This is a genomic window from Rhodococcus sp. NPDC060176, from assembly GCF_042728675.1.
GTDB lineage: Bacteria > Actinomycetota > Actinomycetes > Mycobacteriales > Mycobacteriaceae > Rhodococcus_F.
In genome coordinates, this window is record NZ_JBHWYS010000002.1 from 1,397,093 (window position 1) to 1,409,815 (window position 12,723).

The following is a 12,723-nucleotide window of genomic DNA, read 5'->3' on the forward strand; positions in this document are numbered from 1 at the left end:
ACTGCATATTACCCGTCCGTACCGGAACCCTTCCCCAGCGTGGCCTGCGCGTCAGTTATCAAAGACTCGACGAGCGAGGTAATACCGTCGGCGCCCAGTGCCGGAAGAATGCCCGGAACCAGACCGTTCAGCGAAACCGAGACCAACGCATCGGCAGTGAGCGCCGCACCCATCGTCTGCTTCATCACAGCCAGTTTTTCGGCCAGCTGTGTGAAGGTCACCACGGTGTCGCCGTGTGTGAAGGCAACCGCCGTCGGATCTGCTGCGGCGGCCGCTGCTGCGAGGTCCGGAAGGTCCGCGGCCGTTTTCGGCTCGGCTGCCTCGATCAGCGCGCGTTCGAAGTCCGTCACGATGTCGATGGTCCGCAGAACCACCGTCGGATCTGCGGCAACGGCGTCGACCACGGCCCGCAACCTGGCTGCGAACAGTTCCATGGTTGCGGCGTCGTACAGATCGGTTGCATAGGTGAATCGCATCCGGATATCGGACAGCGCTCCGTGCTCGTCGAACTCCTCGATACCGGTGAGCTGCAGGTCGAACATCGCCGAGTCGAATCCGTCGTCCACCGCCGACAGTTCGAGCCCTGGCAGCGCAAACGTGCCAAGTGCCATGTTCTGGAACGTGAGCATCACCTGGAACAGCGGTGAGTATGCCTGTGAGCGCTCACGGCCGACCTGCTCGACCAGACGCTCGAAGGGCACGTCTGCGTTTCCGAACGCCGCGAGGTCCTTCTCCTTCACCTGCTGCAGCAGGTCGACAAACGTGGTTGCCGGTTTCACCTGCGTGCGCAACACCAGCGTGTTGACGAACATACCGACCAGGTCGTCGAGGACTCGCTCGCCGCGGCCCGCCACCGGTGTACCGATCGCGATGTCGTTCGAGCCGCTGAGCTTGGACAGCAGCACCGAGAACGCGGCATGCACGACCATGAACACGGTCGAGTTCTGCTCGCGCGCGATTTCCGCGATTCGACGCGTGGAGTCGGCGCCAAGAGTGAACAGGAAGTCCGCACCCTTCATCGACTGCGTCGGCGGACGAGGACGGTCCGTCGGCAGTTCCAGAAGTTCGGGAACGCCGGCGAGTTCCTGCGTCCAGTAGGCAAGCTGCGTCGACAGTTCACTGTCCGGATCGCCCTCGGAACCCAGAACGTCGCGCTGCCATAACGTGTAATCCGCGTACTGGACTTCGAGCGGAGCCCATTCGGGTGCCGCTCCCCCGGTACGCGCCGTGTACGCGACCATCGTGTCTCGGATCATCGGCGCCATCGAGAACGCGTCGCCGCTGATGTGGTGGACCACCACGATCAGGACATGCTCGGTGGGCGTGATCTGGAAAAGGCGAACGCGCAGCGGAACACCGGCAGTGACGTCGAAGCCCTGACCGACGACCTTCGCGACCTCGGCCCCAATCGTGTCTTCGCCGACATACAGCACGGCCATGTCGACAACGGCTGCCGACTTCGACTGAATCGACTGCGTCGGGCCGTCCCCGAGATCGGGATAGAACGTCCGCAGGATCTCGTGGCGAGCAACAAGGTCGGAGACGGCCGACTGCAATGCTGCGACGTCGAGATCGCCGGACATCCGGATCGCGACCGGGATATTGTACGCGGCAGACCTGCGGTCGATCTGGTTGAGAACCCACATCCGCTGCTGAGCGAGCGACAACGGAATCTGCGACGGCCGTTCCTGCGCCACCAACTGTGCCCGCGAACCTGAACCGGCATGTTCGAGCACCCGCGACGCCAGCAGTCCGACAGTCGACGCTTCGAAGATGATCCGCACCGGAATCTGGGCGTCAAGTGCCTGACCCAACCTGGCCACGACCTGTGTGGCGATCAGCGAGTTTCCGCCGAGATCGAAGAAGTCGTCGTCCAACCCGACTCGTGGAACGCCCAGGACTTCGGCAAACACCGAGGCCACGATCTCTTCGACCGGATTGCTCGGGGCACGGAACTCCGTTGCCTCGAATTCGGGTTCCGGCAGCGCCTTTCGATCGATCTTGCCGTTGATGTTGAGCGGCAATTCGCTCAGCACCATCAACGCCGACGGCACCATGTAACTCGGCAACTCGCGGACGAGTTCCGCCTTCACGCTGTCGACGTCGACGGTGGCTCCGGCCTGCGGAACGAGGTACCCGACCAGTCGATCCCCCAGTCGCGGATCGGTTTTCGCGACGACAACCGCGGCGTCCACGGACTCAGCAGCTCTGATAACAGCTTCGATCTCACCGAGTTCGATGCGGTAGCCGCGGATCTTCACCTGGAAGTCGGCACGATCGACGTACTCGAGTTCACCGCCACTGCGCCAGACAACGAGGTCGCCGGTGCGGTACAGACGTGTGCCCGGTTCTCCGAAGGTGTTGGCGACAAAGCGTTCCGACGTCAGGTCGGCGCGGCCGTGATAACCGCGAGCCAACTGGGTTCCGGCCAGGTACAGCTCACCGGTAACTCCGACCGGAACGGGATGCAGTCGCTCGTCGAGCACGTAGACCTGCGTATTCCATTCCGGGGCACCGATCGAGACCGACGAGGTGTCGCTCTCGTCCACATCGTGCGCGGTCACTGACACCGCAGCCTCGGTCGGACCGTACAGATTGACGAGTGCCGCGTCGGACATTTTGCGGAACTCTGCCGCCGTTGCCGCGGGCAAGGCCTCACCGATGGCAAGGACACGCTCGAGCGACTGCGGAAGAGTGCCGTCTGCTGCGGCCGTCAGCATCGAGAGCATGGACGGCACCGCGTGCAGCGTCGTCACCTTCTCCTGAGCGATGAGCGCCAGCATGTACTCGGCGTCCTTGTGGCCGTCCGGGTCGGCGATGACCAGGCGGGACCCGGATGTCAACGCGGACCAAAACTCCCAGACCGAGAGGTCGAACGTCGCTGCAGTCTTGAGCAACATTGCGTCGGTCTGGTCGAGACCGTAGCGATCACGCTTCCACAGAAGCTGATTGACGATCGCGGCGTGGGACAGCGCCACACCCTTCGGCTTGCCGGTCGATCCCGACGTGAAGATCACGTACGCGGTATTCGCCGAACGAAGCGGTGCGATCCGCTCGTCGCCGCGCACCGGCGCTCCGGAGACGCGCGACAGATCGAGGGTGTCGATGAGAAGAACATTGTCGATCCCCGCGAGCGACGGTGCGTCGTTCTCGTTGCTGAGCACGCAGACCGGCGCGGCCATCTCGAGGACGTACCCGGTGCGATCGGCCGGATGATCCGGATCGATCGGAACATAACCGCCGCCTGCCTTGGCAACGGCGTACATGCCGATCACCAGGTCGATGGAGCGTCGCATTCCCAATGCCACCAACGACTCCGGACCGACACCCAGTTCGATCAGGTGACGGGCGAGCCGGTTGACCTTGTCGTCGAACTCCACATACGTCAGCGATTCGAGCCCGTGCACCAACGCGACGGAATCACCGTGCGCGGCAACCTGCTGATCGAACAGATCGACCAGTGTCGCCTCGGCGTCGAGTACCTGCTCCGTTGCATTCCATTCCTGCAGAAGCTGATTCGACTCACGCGGATCGAGCACGTCGATGTCGCCGACCACGATCGACGGATCGGCAACCACCGCTGCCAGAACGGTGTTGAACCGATCAGCAAAGGACTGGACTGTCGACTCGTCGAAAAGGTCGTGCGCGTAGCTGAATACGGCCGAGATGCCGGAGGCAACACCACGCTCGTCGTAATTGTCACCGACGATCAACTGCAGATCGAACTGAGCGACACCGTTGTCGATCTCGAGGCTCTTGACGGTGAGGCCAGGCAGTTCCAGGCTTGCCTGTTCCATGTTCTGGAAAAGGAAGCCCACCTGGTAGAGCGGGTGCCGAGCAGTCGAACGTGCGGGGTTGAGAACTTCGACCAGTCGCTCGAACGGAACATCGGCATGCGCAAAGGCCTGCAGGTCGTTCTCGCGCACGCGGGCAAGTAGTTCCGTGAAACTGTCGGAACCGTCGACGTGTGTCCGGAATACCAGGGTATTGACGAACATGCCGATCAGATCGTCGAGCGCACGCTCACCGCGGCCAGCGATCGGGGTGCCAACGGCGATGTCGTCGGTGCCGGAAAGGCGCGCCAACAGAATCGCAAACGCCGCGTGCGTGACCATGAACAGGGTGGTCCCGTGCTCACGGGCCAGCGCCGACAGGCCCTGATGCACTGTTGCGTCGATCTCGAACTGAAGGTAGCCACCGCGGTACGACTGCGCGGCGGGACGCAGACGGTCCGTCGGCAGGTCCAGCTGATCCGGCAGCCCGGCCAAAGCTTGGCTCCAGTAGGCGATCTGCTCGGACGACACGGATTCCGGGTCTTCCTCGCTACCCAGCACCTCGCGCTGCCACAGGCTGTAATCGGCGTACTGCACGTCCAGCGAGGCCCAACCCGGCGCCGTTCCCTGCGCCCGTGCCGCGTAGGCCATGACGAGATCGCGGGCGAACGGAGTAGTCGAGGAGCCGTCCGCGGCAATGTGGTGCACCACGACGGCGAGGACGTACTCGTTCTCGGCTACCTGGAACAACCGAATCCGCAGCGGGATTTCGGCCGTCACGTCGAACCTCGTCGACGCCAATTCGACCAGCTTGCCGACAATCTCGGCTTCCGTGACACTCTCGACGTTCAATTCCACCGGCGTATGTCCTACCGGTTCGATGACCTGGACCGGTCCCGAATCGGTTTCCGGATACACAGTGCGCAGGGTTTCGTGGCGGGCAACGACGTCGCCGATCGCCGCACGCATCGCGCCCAGATCGAGTTCACCGCTCAGTCGCAGTGCAAACGGCATGTTGTAGGCACCTGCCGAGCCGTCGAAGCGGTTGAGGAACCACATACGCTGCTGCGCAAGAGAAAGCGGAATCTCTTCCGGTCGATCCTGAGCTGTCAGCGCAAGGCGGCTTCCTTCACCGACGTGTGATTCGAGACGTGCGGCAAGTTCCTGGACGGTGGACGCTTCGAACAGAAGGCGGACCGGTACGGCCGTCTCGAGTTCTTCGGCGATGCGCATGACAACCCGAGTCGCGATGAGGGAGTTGCCACCCAACTCGAAGAAATCATCATCCAACCCCACCCGATCAACACCCAACACACCCACAAACGCCGACGCCACCACCAACTCCACCGACGACACCGGAGCCCGAAACACCCGAGCCTCGAACACCGGCTCCGGCAACAACGCCCGATCCAACTTCCCCGACGAATTAAGTGGAAACGCATCCAACACCACCACAGCAGCCGGAACCATATAACCCGGAACCCGCTCCCCCACAAACCCCCGCAACACCGACACATCCACAACCGACCCCACCGCCGGCACCACATACCCCACCAACTGATCACCCATCACCGACCCACGCACCACCACCGCAGCCGACAACACCGACCCATGCGACACCAACGCCGCCTCGATCTCCCCCAACTCGATCCGCTGACCACGGAACTTCACCTGAAAATCAGTACGACCGATGTACTCCAACTCACCAACTGTGTTCCAACGGACCAAATCACCCGTCCGATACATCCGCTCACCCGAACCGAACGGCGACGCCACAAACCGATCCGCACTCAAATCCGGACGACCCACATACCCCCGAGCCAACTGCACACCCGACAAATACAACTCACCCGCAACACCCACCGCAACCGGCCGTAGGCGCGTATCCAACACAAACACCCGGCAATTCCACTCCGGCACACCAATCGACACCACCGACCCCGACCCAGCAGCCGTCACATCCGCAAACGTAAACGACACCGCCGCCTCAGTCGGACCATACAAATTATGCAACCGCGCCGACGACACCAACCCGAACTCACGCACCGCCTCCACCGGCAACGCCTCACCAATAACCAACACATCACGCAACGAACCCAACAACCCCGGATCCACCAACGACGAAAACGTCGACAACATCGTCGGAACAAAATCCGTCACCGACACACCCTGATCATCAATCACCGACGCCAAATACCCCGGATCCCGATGACCATCAGCCGACGCCAACACCAACACCGCACCCACCCGCAACGGCATGAAAAAACCCCACAACGACACATCGAACGTCGTCGCCGTCTTCTGCAAATACACATCAGCAGCCGACAAACGATACTCGCCCTGCATGAACTCCAACTGATTCACAATCGCCGCATGCGAGACCGCCACACCCTTCGGCCGACCCGTCGACCCCGACGTGAAAATCACATACGCCGTATTCGACTCCCGCAACGGCGAGCGCCGATCCACATCAGAAACCCGCGCACCCGAAAAACCAGACACATCAACAACATCCACACACACAACCCGACGACCCGACGCCACGAAACCATCACGCTCCGTCGACACCACACACACCGGATCAGCCGAATCCAACACATACTCATTACGCGAAACCGGCGCATCAGGATCCAACGGCACCCACGCCCCACCCGCACGCACAATCGCATACAAACCAACCAACAAATCCACCGACCGCCGAACAGCCAACCCCACCAACGACTCCGGCCCAACACCCAAACCGATCAAATAACGCGCAAACCTATTAACCCTCTCATCGAACTCCCCGTACGAAAGCACCACATCCCCACACACCACCGCACGCGAACCCGAACAAACCCCCACCACCGAATCAAAACCATCCAACAACAACCCACCCACAACCGGACGAGACGTGTCGTTCCACGACTCGAGCACCAAAGCACGCTCAGACACAGTCATGACCTCGACATCACCGACCGCAGTAGACGACGTTTCACCGATTTCTGTCAGCAGAGTCTGGAGGCGACCCAGCAGGGCCTGCGCGTACGACTCGTCGAAGAAGTCGGGTAGGTAACGAAGCGTCAAGTGCAGTTGGTCGTCGAGACCGATCAGCAGTGTGAGCGGGTAGTTCGTGGAATCGTCGGAGGCGACATCATCGATCACCATGCCGTCCAAGAACTCTGCTTGCGCTGCAAGACCGTCACGGTCGACCGGGTAGGACTCGAAGATCACCAGAGTGTCGAAGAGTCCGCCGACGCCCGCGGCGCTCTGCACGTCGGTCAGGCCGAGGTAATGGTGATCGAGCAATCCCGCCTGTTCGATCTGAACTCGTGAGAGCAATGCCTCGACGGACTCGGCCAGATCCAGTTGGACACGCACGGGCAGCGTGTTAATGAACAGGCCCACCATCTTCTCGACGCTGTCGAGTTGTGGCGGACGGCCGGAGACCGTGGCACCGAAGACGATGTCCTGGCGACCGGTCATGCGTCCCAGCAGAATTGCCCAGGCAGCCTGGACGATCGTGTTGGCGGTAACGCCGGTCCTCGATGCCAAACCGGTCAGTGTCGCAGTCACCGATTCGCTGAGCGAGATCTGCAACTTCTGCGACAGCGCACTGAATTCCTGACCAACGACGGTGGGGGCCAACAACGTCGGCTCTTCGACGCCGCCCAGCGCTTTCGCCCAGGCATCCATGGACACACTGCGATCCTGCTGGACCAGCCACGCAAGGTAGTTCCGGTAGCTCAGTGACCGCGTCTGAGCGGGAATGTTCCCACGCATGGCGTAGTGGCCGAGGAGCGTCTGGAGCAGCAGCGGCATGGACCAGCCATCGAGGATGATGTGGTGGTTTGCCACAACAAGGCGGTATTCGCTCGCCGCGATCTTGATCAGTGTGAACTTGATCAACGGCGGGTTCGACATGTCGAAGTGCGTGGCCTGGTCCTCGGCAAGAATCCGATCCAACTCGCGGCGTCGTTCTTCGCTGTCGGCGATTGTGGTGAGATCCAGTTCGCGCCACGGCACGTCGATGTTACCGAGAACTACCTGGACCGGTGTACCCGTTCCATCGACCACAAATGCGGTGCGCAGGTTCGGATGACGATCGATGATGGCCTGTGCTGCGGCATGGAGGCGATCCGCGTCGACGCGGCCGGACAGCGAGAGAACCATCTGCACGGAGTACAGGTCGACGGTCGACTCGGCCATGACAGCGTGGAACAGCAAACCCGACTGCAGCGGAGCCAGCGGCCAGACGTCCTGCACCGCCGGGAAACGCTGCTCGAACCCGTCGAGATCCTGCTGGGTCAGCGTTACCAGCGGCACGTCCGACGGCGTGAGTCCGCCTGCGCCGACGGCCTGTGCGTGCTGCGCCAGCGCTGTGAGTGCTCCGACCCACAGGTCGGCCAGGGCTTGCACCTCGGTGGCGCTCAGCAATCCGTTCGGGAAGGCAAACGACGCTTCGAGCACCGCGCCGTCAGGGCCGTCGTTGACGATGGCATTGATGTCGACAACCTTGTTGGCCGGCATGTCCGGGTCCTCCGGCGCAGCGACATCGGAGAAGTCGCGTGCCGGAATCCATCCTAGGCCTTGCGCTGCAGCCGGAATATCCTCCGCCACAATGCGACCCAGGTAGTTGAAGCTGACCTGTCCGCTGCTCAGCTTCGACAGCTCGGTGCTGGTGTCGTCGTTGACGTACCGCAGCAGTCCGTAGCCGACACCCTTGTCGGGAGCGGCGAGCAACTGCTCCTTGACTGCCTTTATCGCCGCTCCCGCAGCAACTCCGGCGTTGAAGGCGTCGTCGATGTCGATACCGGCAAGGTCGAGGGCGACGGGGAAGGCCGCCGTGAACCAGCCGACGGTACGCGAGAGATCGGCACCCGGGACGACGCCCTCTTCGCGGCCGTGGCCCTCGAGTTGGAGCAGTGCCGCTTCGGTGTCGATGCCCCGGTCGCGGCGCCAGCGCACCAGTGCCAGAGCAAGTCCGGCCAGCAAACCGTCGTTGGCTCCGCCGCGGAACATCTCGGGCAGCGTTGTCAGCAGGATCTCGGTGACGTCTGTGGGCACCTCCACGCGCACACGCTCGACTGTTGCCGCAACGTCGACGGAGGGGTCGAACGCACGCGAACCGAGAATGGGGTCCGGAGTCGACAGCGTCTTACGCCAACGTGGCAGTTCTGCAAGTCGCTTGTCGGATCGCGATTCCGCAGCCAGCGAGTGCGCCCAGGTACGCATGGACGTGCCCGTCGGTTCGAGCACGGGCACACTTCCGCCACTGCGCTGGGCCCACGCGGAAATCAAGTCCGGCACGATGATTCGCCAGGAGACGCCGTCGACGATCAGGTGATGCGCAGCCACGATCAATCGGCCGGTACGCGTGTCACCGAAGTCGATCCACACGAACTGAGCCATGACACCGGCGGCCGGATCCAACCGGCCGAGAGCGTCGTCGAGAGCGCCCGACGCGATGGCCGTCAGCTCTGTATCCGCAATCGCGGGGTCCACCTGCACCCGGCGCACCAAACCATCCACGTCGACGGTTCCGGGCGCGGACACAGCCATGCCCGGACCACGCTGATCATCGACCAGACGCGAACGGAACATGTCGTGGTGATCGATGACCGCAGTCAGCGTTTCGACAACACCGATCCGGTCGATTCCCAGCGGCAATTCCAACGTCAACAGCTGGTTGAAACGCTGGTAGCTGCCAGGCCGTTCGAACATGAAGCGCTTGATCGGAGTGAGCGGCATCCAACCGATGCCGCCGCCTTCGATCTCGGCGAGAACAGTGATCGCGTCGGCGTCGGAGCCGAAGACGGCGACCTCCGCCAGCTCTGCCACCGTCTTGTTCTCGAACACGTCCTTGGGCGTGAAGAGAACACCTCGGGCCTTGGCGCGGGACACCAACTGGATCGACATGATCGAGTCTCCGCCCTGAGCGAAGAACGAATCGTCGGTACCGATCTGATCGAGGCCGAGAACGTCGGCAAAGACCTCGCTGAGGATGCGTTCCATCTCGGTGGTGGGAGCGCGGAACTCCTTGACCTCGAATACCGGCTCCGGCAAAGCCTTTCGATCCAGCTTGCCGGCCGGGGTCAGCGGCATGTCGGTCAGAACCATGATCGACGCAGGCACCATGTGCGCCGGCAGAGTGCGTGAGACGAACTCACTCAGATCCGCCGAGCTGACAGCAGATTCCTTGCCGACAAATACGTACGACACCAGTGCCGGAGCACCGGACGCCAGCGTGGTGCCCATGGTCGCGGCGAACTCGACGTCCGAATGTGCCGTCAGTGCCGCGTCGATCTCACCGAGTTCGATGCGGAAGCCACGGATCTTCACCTGGAAGTCGTTGCGGCCCACATACTCAACCTGATATTGGTCAGTCCAACGCACAACATCACCGGTGCGGTACATGCGCTCACCGGGCAGGCCATGCGGGTTGGCAACAAAGCGATCCGCGCTCAATCCCGGGCGGCGATGGTATCCGCGGGTGACCTGGGGACCCGACAGGTACAGCTCAGCGGCAACACCAACCGGAACGGGCTGCAGACGCGTGTCGAGAACAAACGCGGCCATGTCGCCGATGGTTCCACCGATGGTCATCCGGTCGCCCGGCATCAGCGGCACACTGACGTTGGTGACGATAGTGGTCTCGGTGGGGCCGTAGACATTGAGGAACGTACGTCGACGGTTCGGCTGATCCGCCCACTTGGCCATCAACTCCGGCGAGTACGCCTCGCCGCCGACACCAACCACCTCGAGATCGTTCAGGCCCGACGGATCCATGGAAGCCAATGCCGCCGGCGTGATGAAGGCGTGTGTGACGCGTTCGGACTTGAACAGCGCAGTCAATTCGTCGCCGCCGAAGATCGACGTCGGGACGATCACCATGGCAGCGCCTGTCGCGACAGCCAGGAACAGTTCGAGCATCGACGCGTCGAAACTCGGCGACGCGAAGTGCAGCGTGCGGGAGTTCGACGTCACCAGGTAGTGCTGTGCCTGCGTTGCACTGAAGCTCGCGAGGCCTGCTCCCGTAGCAACAACACCCTTGGGCAAGCCTGTTGTGCCCGAGGTGTAGATCACCCAGGCCGGATGCGCCGGAAGGACGGGGCGCACACGCTCATCTTCACGAATCGGTGAACTATCCTGCGCTGCCATTAATTCCGCGCAAACAGCACTGTCGATCGCGAGCCACTCCACGGTGTCGGTAAGCCCTGCGAGTTCAGCTTCGAAAGTCAGACCGACCGAGACGCCCGAGTCGGAGACCATATGCGCGATGCGGTCGGCCGGGTAGTGCGGATCGATGGGAACAACGGCGGCACCTGTCTTGGATACCGCCCACACCAGCAGGACCGATTCGATGGAACGCGGAATCGACACTGCGACCAGGTCTTCGGCGCCCAGACCGCGAGCGATCAGGACGCGGGCGAGGCGCGACGACCACTCGTCGACCTCGGCGTAGGTCATCGACCGATCCTGGTAGCGGAGAGCTTCGTTGGAGGGATACTGCAACGCGGTCGCGGCCAGGATGTCGGCCAACGGCTTCGGCTCGATGCCCGAGGACGCTCGGCGACTGGTCAATTCGATACGCTCAGGCGCTTCGAGGATGTTGATGTCGCCGACGGCCTGCGTCGCATCCACGGCGACGGCCTCGAGAATCCTAGTCAACCGCTCGGCGAAGGAGACAACTGTCCCCTCGTCGAAGAGATCCGTCGCATAGGTGAAGGTCGCAGTCATGCCGTGACCATCGGCAGCTTCCACTAGGGTCAACTGAAGGTCGAACTTCGCTACAGTTTCCGCGATATCAAATTCAGTGATATCGAGTCCCGGCAACGTCAGGTTATTCTGCCCCAGGTTCTGGAATGCCAAGGCAACCTGGAACAACGGGTTGTGTGCCTGCGAACGAACCGGATCGAGTACCTCGACGATCCGCTCGAACGGCACGTCTGCGTGAGCGAAAGCCGCGAGATCACTCTCACGCGCCGACGTCAGCAGATCGAGGAAACGCATCCCCGGATCGACGTCGGTACGCAGCACGAGCGTGTTGACGAACATGCCGATCAGATCGTCGAGCTGCGCTTCACCGCGACCGGCGACCGGGGTGCCGACTGCGATGTCGGTGGTGCCGGACAACCGGGCAAGAAGTGTTGCCAACGCCGAGTGCATCACCATGAACAGCGATGCCTGGTGCTCGCGACCCACAGCGGCCAGTCCGCGGTGAACATCCGCGGAAATCGGGAAGCTGTAGGTGGCTCCCCGGCCGGTGAACACGGCTGGACGCGCGCGGTCACTGGGCAAGGTGATCTGGTCCGGAACTCCGTCGAGAGCTTTGGCCCAGTAGCCGATCTGCTCTGCGAGTACGGATTCCGTGTCACCCTCGGAACCGAGAACCTCGCGCTGCCACAACGAGTAGTCGGCATACTGCACCGACAACGGCGCCCAGGTCGGGGCTTGACCCTGTGAGCGGGCGTAGTACGCGGTCATCACGTCGCGGATCAACGGACCCATCGAGAAACCGTCGGTGGAGATGTGGTGAATCACTATCGCCAGTACAAACGAGTCCTCCGCGAGCTGGAAGAGCTTGGCCCGCAATGGAACCTCAGCGGTGACGTCGAAGCCTGACGTGACGAAGTCCGTCACCGCCGCCACGATGTCGGATGCTTCGAGCTGCACGGGAGCCAGTTTCACCGGAACTGCCGCCACCGGCAAGATCCGCTGGTAGCCGATTCCGTCCACCTCGGGGTAGACCGTGCGCAGAACCTCGTGACGCTTCAACACGTCCACGACAGCGTCGTACAACGCCGCCTGATCCAACTCGCCAGTGAGAGTGATCGCCATCGGAATGTTGTTGGCTGCCGATTCGCGGTCCAATTGGTTGAGGAACCACATGCGCTGCTGCGCCAACGACAACGGAACCCGAACCGGACGCACCTGCGCAGTCAACGCCGCACGCGAACCGCCACCGACA

General features: G+C 62.4%; 1 protein-coding gene. It reads right to left on the bottom strand.

Going from position 1 to position 12,723, the window contains the following annotated elements:
• Nucleotides 1-8: 8 nt before the first annotated feature.
• A complete protein-coding gene (locus tag ACFWEM_RS14905) occupies nucleotides 9-12,698 on the bottom strand; it encodes an amino acid adenylation domain-containing protein (RefSeq protein WP_378534489.1) in 12,690 nt (4,229 codons plus the stop codon).
• Between the last annotated feature and the right edge of the window lie 25 nt (nucleotides 12,699-12,723).